General features: G+C 33.3%; 17 protein-coding genes. All 17 read right to left on the bottom strand.

The genetic code is table 11. The features are described from left to right. The 17 genes from nuoK to napG all read right to left on the bottom strand — a co-directional run bounded on the left by nuoK (position 1) and on the right by napG (position 13,080). Positions 1 to 303 (bottom strand): NADH-quinone oxidoreductase subunit NuoK, encoded by a 303-nt coding sequence (gene nuoK, locus CDV25_RS02525; RefSeq protein ID WP_034553713.1) that lies wholly within the window; start codon positions 301 to 303, stop codon positions 1 to 3. Continuing rightward, positions 300 to 860 (bottom strand): NADH-quinone oxidoreductase subunit J, encoded by a 561-nt coding sequence (locus CDV25_RS02530; RefSeq protein ID WP_108910638.1) that lies wholly within the window; start codon positions 858 to 860, stop codon positions 300 to 302. The genes nuoK and CDV25_RS02530 overlap by 4 nt, the downstream gene beginning before the upstream one ends. Further along, positions 853 to 1,458, bottom strand: coding sequence for an NADH-quinone oxidoreductase subunit NuoI (gene nuoI, locus CDV25_RS02535; RefSeq protein ID WP_108910639.1), 606 nt, complete (start codon positions 1,456 to 1,458; stop codon positions 853 to 855). Before nuoI ends, CDV25_RS02530 begins: the two co-directional genes overlap by 8 nt. After that, positions 1,455 to 2,453: an NADH-quinone oxidoreductase subunit NuoH gene (nuoH, locus tag CDV25_RS02540; RefSeq protein ID WP_108910640.1), complete on the bottom strand. Its 999-nt coding sequence runs from the start codon at positions 2,451 to 2,453 to the stop codon at positions 1,455 to 1,457. The genes nuoI and nuoH overlap by 4 nt, the downstream gene beginning before the upstream one ends. Then, positions 2,453 to 4,924 carry an NADH-quinone oxidoreductase subunit G gene (locus CDV25_RS02545; protein WP_108910641.1) on the bottom strand — a complete coding sequence of 824 codons (2,472 nt, stop codon included), beginning with the start codon at positions 4,922 to 4,924 and terminating at the stop codon, positions 2,453 to 2,455. Before CDV25_RS02545 ends, nuoH begins: the two co-directional genes overlap by 1 nt. Next, on the bottom strand, positions 4,924 to 5,760 hold the full coding sequence (locus tag CDV25_RS02550; RefSeq protein ID WP_108910642.1) for a hypothetical protein: 837 nt from the start codon (positions 5,758 to 5,760) through the stop codon (positions 4,924 to 4,926). Before CDV25_RS02550 ends, CDV25_RS02545 begins: the two co-directional genes overlap by 1 nt. A 2-nt stretch (positions 5,761 to 5,762) precedes the next feature. Beyond that, positions 5,763 to 5,993: an NADH-ubiquinone oxidoreductase subunit E family protein gene (locus CDV25_RS02555; protein WP_108910643.1), complete on the bottom strand. Its 231-nt coding sequence runs from the start codon at positions 5,991 to 5,993 to the stop codon at positions 5,763 to 5,765. Continuing rightward, the gene (gene nuoD / locus CDV25_RS02560; protein WP_108910644.1) at positions 5,990 to 7,219 is read right to left on the bottom strand and encodes an NADH dehydrogenase (quinone) subunit D; all 1,230 of its coding nucleotides are present in this window, start codon (positions 7,217 to 7,219) and stop codon (positions 5,990 to 5,992) included. Before nuoD ends, CDV25_RS02555 begins: the two co-directional genes overlap by 4 nt. A 1-nt stretch (position 7,220) precedes the next feature. Continuing rightward, positions 7,221 to 8,021, bottom strand: a complete 801-nt coding sequence (locus CDV25_RS02565) for an NADH-quinone oxidoreductase subunit C (RefSeq protein ID WP_108910645.1) — start codon at positions 8,019 to 8,021, stop codon at positions 7,221 to 7,223. Between the two features lie 9 nt (positions 8,022 to 8,030). Then, positions 8,031 to 8,540, bottom strand: a complete 510-nt coding sequence (locus tag CDV25_RS02570) for a NuoB/complex I 20 kDa subunit family protein (RefSeq protein ID WP_034553727.1) — start codon at positions 8,538 to 8,540, stop codon at positions 8,031 to 8,033. Further along, a complete protein-coding gene (locus CDV25_RS02575; RefSeq protein WP_108910646.1) occupies positions 8,522 to 8,911 on the bottom strand; it encodes an NAD(P)H-quinone oxidoreductase subunit 3 in 390 nt (129 codons plus the stop codon). The genes CDV25_RS02570 and CDV25_RS02575 overlap by 19 nt, the downstream gene beginning before the upstream one ends. A 167-nt stretch (positions 8,912 to 9,078) precedes the next feature. Further along, entirely contained in the window at positions 9,079 to 9,456 is a 378-nt protein-coding gene (locus CDV25_RS02580) for a chaperone NapD (protein ID WP_108910647.1), read from the bottom strand. Positions 9,457 to 9,467: 11 nt separating this feature from the next. After that, entirely contained in the window at positions 9,468 to 10,445 is a 978-nt protein-coding gene (locus tag CDV25_RS02585) for a WD40 repeat domain-containing protein (RefSeq protein ID WP_108910648.1), read from the bottom strand. Beyond that, positions 10,438 to 10,968, bottom strand: coding sequence for a 4Fe-4S binding protein (locus CDV25_RS02590; RefSeq protein ID WP_108910649.1), 531 nt, complete (start codon positions 10,966 to 10,968; stop codon positions 10,438 to 10,440). Before CDV25_RS02590 ends, CDV25_RS02585 begins: the two co-directional genes overlap by 8 nt. Then, on the bottom strand, positions 10,969 to 11,493 hold the full coding sequence (locus CDV25_RS02595; RefSeq protein ID WP_108910650.1) for a nitrate reductase cytochrome c-type subunit: 525 nt from the start codon (positions 11,491 to 11,493) through the stop codon (positions 10,969 to 10,971). After that, positions 11,490 to 12,299 (bottom strand): quinol dehydrogenase ferredoxin subunit NapH, encoded by an 810-nt coding sequence (gene napH, locus CDV25_RS02600; RefSeq protein WP_034554651.1) that lies wholly within the window; start codon positions 12,297 to 12,299, stop codon positions 11,490 to 11,492. Before napH ends, CDV25_RS02595 begins: the two co-directional genes overlap by 4 nt. A 1-nt stretch (position 12,300) precedes the next feature. Next, a complete protein-coding gene (napG, locus tag CDV25_RS02605; RefSeq protein ID WP_108910651.1) occupies positions 12,301 to 13,080 on the bottom strand; it encodes a ferredoxin-type protein NapG in 780 nt (259 codons plus the stop codon). Positions 13,081 to 13,083: the final 3 nt, after the last annotated feature.

Genomic DNA, 13,083 nt, shown 5'->3' on the forward strand with positions numbered 1-13,083 from the left:
TTAGCCTTTCATAATTTGAAGTGAATCTAGATCAAGCGTATGGTATTTTTTATACCACCCAATAAGCAATCCTACACCAACAGCAACTTCACTTGCAGCAACCGCTAAAATAAAAAAGGCAAAGAGCTGCCCATTTAAATCACCCAAATAATAACCAACAGCTACTAACCCCACATTAACAGAGCTTAATAAAATTTCGGTTGCAAAAAACAACATTAAAATATTTTTACGTCTTAATATCCCAAAAATACCTATCATAAACATCAAAGCAGACACAATTAAATAGTGATTAAGTGTTATCATTTTAATTCCTCTTTATGGTTTTCACTCTCCCCTAAAGTCAAAGAATATTTCATACCCTTACTTGCTAAAATAATTCCTGCTATCATCGCAACTAAAAGCATAATAGCGGCAATTTCAAAAGGTATTAAAAATTTGGTAAAAAGCACATACCCAACCATTTGCACATTACCTATTCCCTCTTGTGTAGGTAATGAAGGGATAATTTCAGCAAGATTCTCCCCAATAATAGGTGCTATAACGATAATAACAAGCAACAATGCACCAACCCCACTTAATAAAAATAAAATTTTAGGATTCTCAATCTTTTCATTTTGTAAATTTTGTGTATCAAAAAACATCATAGCAAAAGCATAAAGTGCAATAACAGCTCCGGTATAAACAACAATTTGCACCACCCCTAAAAACTCCGCTTCAAGCAAAAAAAAGAAAGCAGAGATAAATATCATTCCTGCCGCTAAGGCACTAAGGGCATAAAGGATATTCCTTGTAGTAACCACTACCAAAAACATTGCCAAAGTCAAGGCACAAAAAGTATAAAAAGCAATAGCCTCAAACATTTTCTTCTTCCTTTTGTAAATATTTCAATGGAGTTATTTTGATTTTTAAATCCGCATCCACACTAACACTCCCTACCCCATCATATTCACAATCTTGACCTTTTAAAACTTTATCAAGGGGAGTTAGCATATCTTGCTTCAAAGAAAAAGATGCCCTTTGCTCACAAGCATTCTCATATCTACCACCATGCACGATAGCAAGCTCTGGACAAACTTCAGCACATAAACCACAATAAATACAACGTCCAAAATTAATCGTATATTCACTCACTTTTTTACGCTTATCCTCGCCATAGCTTGTCTCCATTCTAATACAATTAGCCACACAAATTTTCTCACACAATCCACAACCAATACAACGTTCACTTCCACTTTCTAAAAGTCTTTTTAACTCATGCACAGCCCTATATCTAGGACTAATAGGTAATTTTTCCAAAGGATATTGCACGGTATGAATTTGCGCCTTACACAACTCTTTGAAAACTAACCATAACCCTACAAACATCTCTCCTCTAAAGGCTCGATTCCAAAACCGAATAAATTTTTGTCCATCACTTAGTGGCTTTTGTTTATCAACAATTTTTACATACTTACTCATAATCCACCTCCTAAAACTACAAAACCTGTTAGTAAAACATTTAAAAGTGCCAAAGGAAATAAAACCCGCCAACATAATCCCATAAGTTGATCAGGTCTAATATGGGGATAAGCAGCCCTAGCCCACATAAATAAAAAGATAAAAAACATTACTTTTAAAATAATGGCAATGCCTCCGGGGATAAACCATAGAGGATTAAACCCACCTAAAAATAAAAGAGAAACAATAAAAGAAAGTGCAATCATATTAGCATACTCACCAATAAAAAACATTCCCCAACGCATTCCAGAATATTCTGTTGCATATCCCGCAACAATCTCTGCTTCGTGTTCTAATAAATCAAAAGGCGTCCTATTTAACTCTGCATATCCTGCGATTAAAAATAATAAAAATGCTAAAGGTTGAGAAAATATTAACCAATTACTAATTCCACCGCTTTGATAATTATTAATATCAATCAAAGACAAAGAACCAACAAGCATAATAGGCGCTAAAAGCGATAATCCCGACACCACTTCAAAACTTAAAAGCTGTATAGTTGTCCTAGCAGCCCCTAAAAGGGAGTATTTACTATTAGCACTAATCCCTCCTAAAAGAGGACCATAAAGACCAGCAGCACCGACACCAAGCACAAAAAGAATCCCTACATTAATATCAGAAATAATAGGTTGTATAGTCATTCCAAAAGCTTCAAATTCAGGAAAAAATGGAATTGGAGCCATAGCGATAAAAGCCGTTGCAGCAGTAATTGCTGGTGCTATTCTAAAAATAATAGGATTAGCACCACTAGGAACAATGTCTTCTTTAGTAAAGAGCTTAATTCCATCGGCTAAAATCTGTAAAACCCCAAAAGGACCAACCATTGTAGGACCTAAACGTCTTTGAAAAAAAGCTAATACTTTGCGTTCTACATAGGTAGTAAAGCCTCCTAAGGCAGAAAAAATTAACACAACTAATAAGATCTTAATTAAAGTCTCAATCACATAAACCAACATCAAATAACCTTTATAGAAGCTTTAAGATAACGGGAACTACCGATAAAATCATCAAATTCACAATCACCCAATGCCATAAAATCACCCTCCATACCCAAATCAATGATAACTTGTGTTTGCAAGGTTTTTTCATCATCTAAACTTATCTCCACTCTATCATTAGCACTTAACTTCAGTTTTTGTGCCAAAGAAGCAGAAATTTGCAAACCATTTTTAGAATCAATATATTTAGACTTTAGAGTTTGTTTAGAAAAATGTGCCATAGGGTTTCTAATATAGAGATTATATTCTCGTAATGGCTTTAACTCTACAGGCTGAATTTCGATATTTTCTTCTAAGGGATAATTAGTGTTTAATAAATATCCCCGTATTTCTGTGCCATCATTTGCAAAGCCATATTCTAAATCATCATATTCTACAGATTTAAATCCTTTTTCTAAAGGAAGCAATGGGGTATAATCAATGGTATTTTCACAATCTAAACACAATTCCTTTGCAATATCATTAAGCTCATAGCCATAATAAGGCGTTGCAGGAGATATAGGAATCACTCTTTTATCAATATTGACCAATGTGCCTTCTTGCTCGTTTAAATAAGGCATTATAAGCATATTCTCACTACTAGATCCAATCCTATAATCCCCTTTTGTGTTATAGCCTATGCAATACCCCTCTTTTTCTTCATCTAGGTTACAAATAAGCGATATTCCTAAAGCATTAGTTGTAGGTGCAAGTAATAAAATCTTGACTCCCGAATATCTCTCAATCATTCCTAAGATTCTAGCAATGTTTTGAGCATTTGGGGCATTATAAATATCAAATCCAATCACCAAAATCGGATTTTTAGCAACATTTAAAGATTGTTTTAGTACCTCTAGGGATTCTAATAAATCCTTAGAGCAATAATCGATAAGCTGACTACTTGAAATTGTAATAGTTTCTTTAACTTTACTACTCTCCTCTTTTTCTATAAATTTCTCTTTTCCCTCTTCATCTAAAACTGCATTCCCACTCTCATCAAGTTCTGGAATTTTAACTTTTGTTTTAACTTCCCTTTCTATTTCCTTTTCCATAAATGTTTGATATTTTTCAATTTGCCTCTTTAAAGATTCCACCCTCTTATCCTCTGGAATACAAATACTTGCTAACAAAAGGGCAAAGGCTTCTTCAGAATCTGGTTTATAAATACCTTTAATAAGATTTGCAGGTTTTACAAAATTATTAGCAACACAATCTTCCATAGTATGAAAATACGCTAAAGTCGCACCTTTATTTTGTTTCATAGCATTATTAATAAAATGCGTAACTACTGGCATATCATAACTCATAGCACCACCAAAACAAATCACTAATGTGCTATCCATAATATCTTTTTGGGTGGCTTCCCCTAAATTTCCAGATGTATAAGAAAAAACCTCAAGAAATTTTGAAAACTCCTTGACTTCATCACATAAAAGCCTATAACCCATTTTTTCCTTCAAATACTGCAAGATTAGAGCCTCTTCATTGCTAATATCCCCTCTAAAAGCAATCGTATGGGCTTCTTTAAAAGCTGCTATAGTAGCCCTAAAAGCATTTTCATTCTTTTGTATATTCTGATTATTTACATCAAAGGCTAATCTCCCAGCAGGACATAGGGTTGCAAAATTCCAATCACTAGTAACACGATAAACCTGTTTTTCTGCCCCTCCTATGCCTGCTTGCTTCACTTCATATTCAATAGGACAGCCATTAGCACAATGCACGCAACTACTTGGAATCTTATGCAGCTCCCACGCATTAGAGCGGTATTGAAAATGCCCAATACTAAGTGCCCCAACAGGACAAACACTCGCACATTCTCCACAATCACCACAATCTCCTTCACCGCTAAGACCAATTAAAGATTTTTTAAACTTTGTCCAAACCCCATAAGCATCTTTTGGCATAATATCTTTATATTCTTTAGAGGGCATATTACCATCGTGCTTTAGGGCTTTAATATAAGACTTTCCAATCTTATCCTTACAAAGCGTTACACAACGTTCACAAACAATACATAAATTAGGGTCATAAACAGTCTTTCCCCAACTATCAAAAGATTTATATTCATCTTTTAAGGCATATTCTTGGGAATTGACACCAACATAATGCGTATAATTTTGTAATTCACATTCTCCACTTTTATCACAAACACCACACTGCAAAGGATGATTCACATCATAAGCTTGCATAATTGCTTTACGCTCTTGTTCAATTTCTGGGGTATTTACAATTACTTCTAAGCCATCTTTTACTTTCGCATTACAAGCATAAACTCTCTTCCCATCAACTTCCACCATACACATTTTACAAGCTAAAGTAGGAGAACACGAAGTAAGGTAACAAATAGCGGGAATAAATACTCCATTTGCTCTTGCTGTATTTAAAATACTCTCTCCCTCATTACACTCAATCTCATAACCATCAATCTTAATTTTTACCTGATTCATTATGCCACCTTATTTATACTAATTTTCTTATAACAATAACTATTCTTTTCTTTTTTTGGCACCCATAAAATCCCTATCATTCCCTTTATGAATTGATTTTCAACAAAAGAAACTTTTAAATTTCTATTATCTAGTTGAATATTAATAACTTGATTATTTAAAACTTTCCCCACTCTAGCAAATTGCTTAGAAGCCTCAAGATAAGGAGATTTAATAGTATCTCTTGCTTGAATATAAACTACCATTCCATCAATTCCATAGACTTCATTAATACTACTAATAGGGGTTTTAGTCATATTTGTTTGCACTTTTATAGATTCTAAGAACACTATTTGAATATCTAAGTTTTGACTTATTAAAGCTAAAATTCTAGCAATATTTTCAGCCTTTTTGGAATTATAAAAATCCTCTCCTATAATTAAGGTCTTTTTAAGAGATTTTGCAAAAACCCCTTCAATGGCTTCTAATTCTTCTTCTGATAAATTAGATTCGGATGCAAGATAGCCAATATCAAGATTTTTTTTAAATTCCAAAACTTCATCATTAGTTTGGGTAATCAAATACATCGCCAAAAGGGCAATAACTGCTTCCTCACACTCTACCTCATAAAGAATCTGTTTAATAAAAGGATCTCTACAAAAATTCAAAGGATGCAATAAAAAAATTTCTTTGTTTTGAAAATGTAAATTAGGTAATAAATTAAAAAACTCTTGAATAAAACCACCTAATAAAATAATACTTTCTTGCTGACTACCCTGCTGCTTCAAATATTCATCAACACAAGTAATCTTCCCACCATTCGCAAGATAAGTATCAAAAAAAATTGTTTTGCTCATTTTTAAGAAGCCTTTTTAACAACAATTGTCCAATCTACTTCATTAAAACGTAAAGAATTCATCAATATATAACCACACTCATCAACAATATTTGCACTCTTTTGAACATTGTCAAAATCTATAACTTCAAACAAAAAAATCCCTACCTCCTCTTTTTCTAATTCATTATTTAAAATCTCTTTTAAACGTCCTGCAAAATCATTTTTTAAATGCCTTAAATCAAATCGCTTCATCTATCAATCTCTCCAAAAACAATATTTGTATTACCAATAATTGTAACCACATCTGCTAAATAATGCCCAGGCAATAAATCCTGTAAGATTCCGGTATGAAAAAAACTAGGTGTTCGTATTTTTAAACGATAAGGATAAGGCTCTCCTTGAGAGCAAATAAAAAATCCAAGCTCTCCCTTAGGAGATTCTGTTGGGACATAAATTTCTCCTACAGGAGGACGCATACCTTGCGTAACCAAAACAAAATGCTGCATTAAAGAATAATTTTGCGTCATAATTTGCTCTTTAGGGGCAGAGAAATAACGCGTATCCTCACACATTAAAAGGGTATCGGTTGCTTTGTATTTTTCAATGAGTTGATAAAGGATTCTAACACTTTGACGCATCTCTTCAATATAGAGTAAATACCTACCATAACTATCATTGCTATCACTTATAGGAATATCAAACTCTAATTCATCATACATTTCATAGGGTTCTTCTTTTCTAATATCCCACTCAATACCACTTCCACGTAATAAAACACCCGATAATCCCCAACTTTTTGCCATCTCTTTACTAACAACACCAACATTTTCTAAACGCATTCTCCAAATTCTATTTTCTGTTAATATCCCTTCATACAAAGCAATTTGTTTGGGTAATTCATCCAAAAAATGTTTTAAAGATTCACACCAACCCTCTGGTAAATCCAAAGGCACTCCACCGATTCTTACACTAGAATGCGTTAATCTAGCACCGCAATAATCTTCAATTAAATCAATAGCAAATTCTCTCTCTCTAAAACAATAAAGAAAAATACTCATAGCTCCAACATCTAAAGCGTGAGTAGCCAACCAAAAGAGATGAGAGATAATACGATTAAGCTCTAATAGCATTGTGCGGATTACTTTTGCCCTTCTAGGGACTTCTACACCTAAAAGTCTCTCAACACTTAGAGCAAAGGCATAATTATTAGAGCTCGCAGCAATATAATCCATCCTATCTGTGGTAGGCAAAAACTCATTATAAATCATATTTTCAGCCATTTTTTCCATACCTCGATGCAAATAGCCAATCTCTGGAGTTGCCTTAACAACTCTCTCACCCTCTAATTCTAAAATTAAACGTAACTGACCATGCGCACTTGGATGTTGAGGACCAAAATTCACTACCATTACATTATCGCTAATCCTATCAAAAGCTATATTTTCATAAAAAGGAATTAGTCTATTTGGGGTTTGCATATTATTTCCTCTTTTGTAAGTGTTTAATTTTTTCTGGTTTTACCTTAGCAACAAAAAGCACTCCTTCCTCTTCTTGATAAGTAATAGGATGCGCTCTCTCTTCACCTTCTTTAATACTCTCTCCATAATCAACTTCATAACCAAGTCTTGAAAATCTTGTTGTATCATATCTATCTACTCTTGCAGAATCCCTTTGCTCTTTGCCAATAACATCACGATATTCCTTACCAAAGATGGTATCAACCTCATACCATTGTGCATACTCATCACCTTTCAAAGGATAGCTTTTCAAAAGTGGATACCCAACCCAATCATCAGGCATTAAAATACGTTTAGGATAAGGATGATTTAAAGGCAAGATTCCAAACATATCATACATTTCCCTCTCGCTCCAATTTGCACTACTAAAAAGAGAGCTAACAGATTCTATTTTAGAATCCTTTTTTAAAAAAGTTTTTACCCTCAAACGTCTCTTTTTCTGCATAGAAAGTAATTGATAAAAAATTTCAAAACCACCCTTTTGCGCAAGATAATCTATCGCACTCATCTCACTTAAAATATCATAATCTAAAGCTTTCAATGATTCTAAAAGAGAGAATATATTATCTTTATCCACCCAAATTACTAATATTCCTCTTTCTTCATAGGTTTCTAACAAAGGACATTGTGCTTTTAAAGATTCTACATCTTTTAGATAAATAGAATCTGTTACCTCTAATTTGGGTATTTGAGGTGATACATAGAATCTATCCTTATAATAAACTTTCTTTTGTGCATTGGTTTTTGGTTTATATTCTCTCATTTTTCACCTTTACAAAAGACGTTTAGGAGCTAATTTGCGACCTGCTTTTTGTTTTCTGATTTTTTGTTGTAAAACCATCAAAGCATATTGTAAGGTTTCTGGACGCGGGGAACAGCCCGGAAGATAAATATCTACAGGAATAATTCTATCAACCCCTTGAACCGTGGCATAAGTATTAAACATTCCCCCCGTATTTGCACAGCTTCCCATAGAAATAACCCATTTAGGTTCTGGCATTTGATCATAAAGTCTTCTTACAAATTGTGCATGTTTTTTAGTCACCGTTCCTGCGACAATCATTACATCACTTTGTCTAGGTGAAGCCCTAAAAATTGTCCCAAATCTATCAAAATCATAACGACTAGCACCTGTTGCCATCATCTCAATAGCACAACAGGCTAATCCATAAGTCATAGCCCAAAGTGAGTTACTTCTGCCCCAATTTACTAGTTTATCAACACTGGTTAAAGCAACAGGTAATCCTGCACTTTTAAAATAATTTACTTCATGCTCTGCCATTGTAAAGCTCCTTTTCTCCAAGCATACACAAAACCTATTACTAATAAAAACACAAATAAAAGCATTTCAATAAAGCCAAAAACTCCTAAAACCTTGAAATCCACTGCCCAAGGAAACATAAAAATAATTTCCACATCAAATAAAATAAATAATAAAGCCATCAAATAAAATTGTGAAGAAATTCTATTAGGTTGCTTTGTTGGTGCCAAACCGCACTCATAAGGAGCTAATTTTAGTTTTTGAGCATTTTTATTTGCAAGAGATTTACCAATAAATCTTGATAAAAAAGTAGTGGCTAAAAATGCCACAAAAGTAAAAATAAAAATCACAAAAACACCAAAATAAGAATGAGCCAAATCAAGATGAGACATAAATTCTCCTCAATGCTTAAAAATTTTATATTAAATATTATCGAAGTTTTCCTAAAAATCAAAAGAGAAAAAATATTTTTAAAAAAATTTTTGACAAAAGTTACATCTAGCTATACCAAATAAAGATGAAATCATCCTTTAGTTTTGTAATTTTGTGATTTAATAATTTATTTTCGCTTTAAAATAGCCTCCAAAGAGCTTTCAACATCCCCAGCATAAGTAATATCTTGAGCTTGTAATGTATCATCTTGTAAAATTTGGGGGATACTATTAGCTTTTTGTATATCATCCCGCATAGATGCCAATTCAGAGCTATGATAAGAATAAATCATTTGGGCTGACATTACCCCTTTAATTTCTTCTATCCTTTTAAGTGTTTTTATCTCATTGTCAATATTTTCAGATTCAATAGTAATAATAATTTTACCGCTCTGCTCTTTATAATGGCATTCAACATTAGTTATTTGCCCCATCTCTCTCCACAATCTATCTATATCCTCAGGCTGACACATAACGACAACACTAGATACATTAAAATCTTCCATACTCTCTCTCCTTAAGGTAATTTCCAAAACAAAATTCTCTGTGCATCTTCAGAACTTACAAGAATGGTATCATTAATAAAAAGAATGCTATTTAACAAATTTGTATGCCCCTTTAAATAAGCCACTTCTTCTTTACTCTTAATATCAAAAACAATAATATCGCTATTCTCATTTTTAGTATAAGCACCCCTAGAAGCATTCTCATTAAGACCTACACTATACACCAAAAATTCAGATTCCTTAATATAAAATTGTCTCTTTTGTTGGGAATCTAAGAAATAAACTCCAACTTTCCTATCTTGCCCAGCTGTAATAATAATATTATTACCCATAGAATCTTTTTTCATCTTTACTTCATAAACATTGTCTTTATTGACTTCTTCAAAAGTTTGCAAAACCTCTCCATCTTGGGTTTTACCATAATATAAAATCCCCGATTCTGAAGTGCTTAAGAAATATTTTCTATCTTCACTTAAAACAAAATCTGAAAATCTCGCTTCAGAGAGTTGTTTGCGGTATAAGATTTTAGAATGCTTTAAATCATATAACAATATCTCATTACTTACTAAGCCCAAAAATATCTGTTCCTCATTGATAAAAAGGGCTTTTTTAATGTTTAAAAAATTCTCCGCACCAAAAATTAATACTAACTCCCCATCAAGAATAAAAAGATTTTTCGTTCCTTCACTACCTTCACTATTAATTAAATATTTTCCTTTATAAAGATCGACAGAAAAAACTTTAGGGGCATAAAAATCATCAAGAAAGCCACGAATATCTGGAAGTTTAACAATACTATGTTCTTGAATATTTTTTAAAGATTCATCAAAAGTTATTTCTAAAACTTCACCAAAATCTGTGGCAACAAATAATCGTCCCTCTATCAACTCCATAGAAATAATATTATGGTTTATATTGAGTTCATAACTAGGGGTTATTATCTTAGCAAAAAGAAAAATAGGTATAAATAGAAACAAAACTCTATACATTCTCTCTCTCCCTAATTCCTATAGCATTAGTAGGACAACTTTTAATACACATTCCACAACCTATACATTCTTGATTAATTTTAGGATAAAAAAGCCCGATAAACTCAATAGCATTAGAGATTCCCAATACACTTTGACAAATATCCTTACAAGTATAACACATTGTTTTTTGATGGGCTATACATAAATTTTCCTCAATGACAATAGCAACATTCCAATTTGCCCTATTCTCCCAACCCTCCTCTCCAACCTCCAATACTCCATTAGGACAAGCAATGGCACATTCTCCACACAATTTACAGCCATCAACCCTAAAATCTACATAAACAGATTTGCCATTACTTTTGATAATTCCTTCTTTACAAACTCTGCTACAAGCATCTACACAATCTTTTTGACATTCTTGACAAAATTTATAAAAAAGGGAGCGGTTAAAGTTATAAGGAGGTAGAACAAAAAGATTCTCATCTTTTTGTTTCCCATAATTTAATAAAGAATGAAAAAACTCCCTCCTATTAAGCATTTATTTTAACCCCTCATTTAAAACATCAAGGAGATTAGAACGCACATTTCCATTATCTTGACGAAAATCTGCTTTAAAATTATTCCCAACAAGTGCTGGAGCATTAACTTGTGTTGTATGGCAAATCACGCAATTAAAACGGGAATCATCCATCTGTCCTTGTAAATCAACATTATCCCTAAAATTATAAAAATGTGATTTAGGCATAGGAACAGCACCTACTGCTTCAGCAATATCAGGTAAATGGCAAGAAGTGCAAGCATTATTATCCTTTGTAATAGGCAACATACCCTCTGTGCTATGTGGAATCATTGGCGGAGCATTTTCAAAAGCTCTCTCAATAAGCATTGATTCTCCTGCCACCTTACCACTATAATCATAAGCCTCTATGGTTGCATTTTCATTAAATAAAGTAGTTTTTCTCAAACCTAATTCATCCTCTGAATAACTCTTTAAACCTTGACAGCCTAAAAAAATAATTCCTAATACCGCAATACTCATCATTGCTACTTTTTTAAAATTCATTGTTTTTCCTTTTTTGCAAAACTCAAAAGATTAAATGTAAGGGCATTATCCCCACAAACCTCAATACATCTTCCACAACGTGTACATTCACCACTTATTACATTTCCACTATTTTTACCAATAAGCCCTAAAACCTGTTTTTCTGGGCAGATATGTTTGCATTCCATACAATGCGTGCAAGATTCCAAGTCATATTTAACCCTCAACAATGCAAATCTACCGATGAATGAATAAAAAGCCCCTAGCGGACATAAATGCCCACAAAAAGCATTTTTAGTTACAAACAAATCTAACAAAAAAACTATTAGCAAAGAAAAGCCACCTAATCCCATCCCAAAGACCAAACCTCTATGCAACATAGAAATAGGACTAATAGCTTCAAAAGCAGCTAATCCAAAAATACTTGAAAGGATTAAAGAGAGGGCTAATACGATATAGCGGATTTGTCTTTTTAAAAATACAAAACTTCCTAAATTCCCAACTTTTAAGATTCTACGCAAATAATTAGCTAAATCTGTAATTAAATTTATCGGGCAGACATAAGAGCAATAAGCTCTCCCAACTAGCAATCCATAGAATAATGTAACAATTAAAGCCCCTATTAACGCATTACTCCCTACAATAGCCCCACTAAAAAAGAGTTGTAAGATAGCAAAAGGATCACTTAAGGGAATCACACCAAAAACTAAAGAACCACTAAGATTGCCTTGTAATATTTTCCAACCTGCATAATTACCTAAAAAATACAAAAGGAGCAATCCTACTTGAACCAATCGTCTTAAGATTAAAAACTGGTATTGCCTCATCTTAAATCTCTCCACCATTTAAATAATCTTGTACTTTTGAAGGATTAAGAATTTCTGGTAAATTACGCGTTTTTGCCTTTTCCAAGCGATTTTCATCTTGGGTTTCCCAACCTTTAATATAATTTGTCCCAACACTGCCTGATGCAATTTCTCGGGGCAAAACAATAATAGAAGCCTTATCAGTTACACAAGCCTTTTCGCATTTACCACAACCCGTGCAAACTTCGCTTTCCACAACAGGTAAAAGATAAGAATGCTTACCCGTTCTATCGTTGCGTTTTACTTCTAGCTTAATTGCCTCACCAATTAAAGGACAAGCACGATAACAGGCATCACATTGAATTCCCCAATAGGCAATGCAATGTTCTTTATCAACAATAGCCACGCCCATTTTTGCATCCCTAATCTCCCATAAACCATTTTCATCTTGAACCAACTTAGGATCTAAAGCCTTTGTAGGACAAATAGGCACACAGGGAATATCAGGACACATCTCACAAGGAATATCTCTTGGTTTAAAATAAGGCGTCCCAATAGGCATTCCATCTCCTGCACTAGCAAGCTTTAAAGTATCAAAAGGACAAGCCTCTACACATAAGCCACACTTAATGCAATGCTTTAAAAACTCTTTTTCCTCTAAAGCACCTGGTGGTCTTAGTATTAAAGGGTTAGCTTTGCTTTCTTTTAAAAAAGCACTCCAAACTAATCCACCAATAGAAGCTAATGCAACAGCTTGAGCACTATTTAATAGAAATTTTCTTCGTGGATTATTTGCACTCATATT

The organism is Helicobacter apodemus (assembly GCF_003097575.1).
GTDB lineage: Bacteria > Campylobacterota > Campylobacteria > Campylobacterales > Helicobacteraceae > Helicobacter_D > Helicobacter_D apodemus.

What these genes read in the sequence shown, in the direction of transcription:
- CDV25_RS02575 (WP_108910646.1), bottom strand. Translation starts at nt 8,911, where the DNA reads ATGTCTCATCTTGATTTGGCTCATTCTTATTTTGGTGTTTTTGTGATT.
- CDV25_RS02590 (WP_108910649.1), bottom strand. Translation starts at nt 10,968, where the DNA reads ATGCTTAATAGGAGGGAGTTTTTTCATTCTTTATTAAATTATGGGAAA.
- CDV25_RS02550 (WP_108910642.1), bottom strand. Translation starts at nt 5,760, where the DNA reads ATGAGCAAAACAATTTTTTTTGATACTTATCTTGCGAATGGTGGGAAG.
- CDV25_RS02595 (WP_108910650.1), bottom strand. Translation starts at nt 11,493, where the DNA reads ATGAATTTTAAAAAAGTAGCAATGATGAGTATTGCGGTATTAGGAATT.
- CDV25_RS02580 (WP_108910647.1), bottom strand. Translation starts at nt 9,456, where the DNA reads ATGGAAGATTTTAATGTATCTAGTGTTGTCGTTATGTGTCAGCCTGAG.
- napH (WP_034554651.1), bottom strand. Translation starts at nt 12,299, where the DNA reads ATGAGGCAATACCAGTTTTTAATCTTAAGACGATTGGTTCAAGTAGGA.
- nuoD (WP_108910644.1), bottom strand. Translation starts at nt 7,219, where the DNA reads ATGCAAACCCCAAATAGACTAATTCCTTTTTATGAAAATATAGCTTTT.
- CDV25_RS02530 (WP_108910638.1), bottom strand. Translation starts at nt 860, where the DNA reads ATGTTTGAGGCTATTGCTTTTTATACTTTTTGTGCCTTGACTTTGGCA.
- CDV25_RS02565 (WP_108910645.1), bottom strand. Translation starts at nt 8,021, where the DNA reads ATGAGAGAATATAAACCAAAAACCAATGCACAAAAGAAAGTTTATTAT.
- nuoH (WP_108910640.1), bottom strand. Translation starts at nt 2,453, where the DNA reads ATGTTGGTTTATGTGATTGAGACTTTAATTAAGATCTTATTAGTTGTG.
- CDV25_RS02555 (WP_108910643.1), bottom strand. Translation starts at nt 5,993, where the DNA reads ATGAAGCGATTTGATTTAAGGCATTTAAAAAATGATTTTGCAGGACGT.
- CDV25_RS02545 (WP_108910641.1), bottom strand. Translation starts at nt 4,924, where the DNA reads ATGAATCAGGTAAAAATTAAGATTGATGGTTATGAGATTGAGTGTAAT.
- napG (WP_108910651.1), bottom strand. Translation starts at nt 13,080, where the DNA reads ATGAGTGCAAATAATCCACGAAGAAAATTTCTATTAAATAGTGCTCAA.
- nuoI (WP_108910639.1), bottom strand. Translation starts at nt 1,458, where the DNA reads ATGAGTAAGTATGTAAAAATTGTTGATAAACAAAAGCCACTAAGTGAT.
- CDV25_RS02570 (WP_034553727.1), bottom strand. Translation starts at nt 8,540, where the DNA reads ATGGCAGAGCATGAAGTAAATTATTTTAAAAGTGCAGGATTACCTGTT.
- CDV25_RS02585 (WP_108910648.1), bottom strand. Translation starts at nt 10,445, where the DNA reads ATGTATAGAGTTTTGTTTCTATTTATACCTATTTTTCTTTTTGCTAAG.
- nuoK (WP_034553713.1), bottom strand. Translation starts at nt 303, where the DNA reads ATGATAACACTTAATCACTATTTAATTGTGTCTGCTTTGATGTTTATG.